Origin of the sequence: Faecalibacterium sp. AF10-46, from assembly GCF_003604105.1 — a bacterium.
Lineage (GTDB): Bacteria > Bacillota > Clostridia > Oscillospirales > Ruminococcaceae > Faecalibacterium > Faecalibacterium taiwanense.
Window position 1 is genome coordinate 1 of the sequence record NZ_QVGY01000035.1, and the last position, 405, is coordinate 405.

Here is a 405-nt window from a genome sequence, read left to right on the forward strand (position 1 = left end):
CGACGCTCTGAACGCTCGGACTTTGACGGTAAGGGAGTATCAGCCTGTCGGTATGTCATGGCCCGCAAGCAGCCGCGCTTGCATTGCGGCGTGGTGGTGATCGCTCCACTTTTCAGAGAAAAGCATCGTGGCGCACCCGCCGTCCGGCTCGATACAGACAGAAACGTATCCGTTTGCCCTATGATGCACCGCCATTGTCCTGTGGGCATATTTTTCAAGGTGCTGTCCCGAAACGTGGAAAGGGTCAAACCGTTTCGGCTCTGGTCACAATAGAGGAAATAAGTTTGATTTCCAGATGGCGTTTCATGTACTCGTCTATGCACACATGAGGCTGACCGTGCTTGTCATAGAGAATGCCTGTACAGAGCTTGTTGATATAACCTCTGTAATGTCGCAAAACCTGTT

1 protein-coding gene is annotated in these 405 nt (G+C 51.6%); it reads right to left on the reverse strand.

The window, feature by feature from the left end:
• Positions 1-244 precede the first annotated feature (244 nt).
• On the reverse strand, positions 245-405 hold a 161-nt coding region (locus DWV57_RS14885), incomplete at its 5' end, for a helix-turn-helix domain-containing protein (protein ID WP_243112375.1).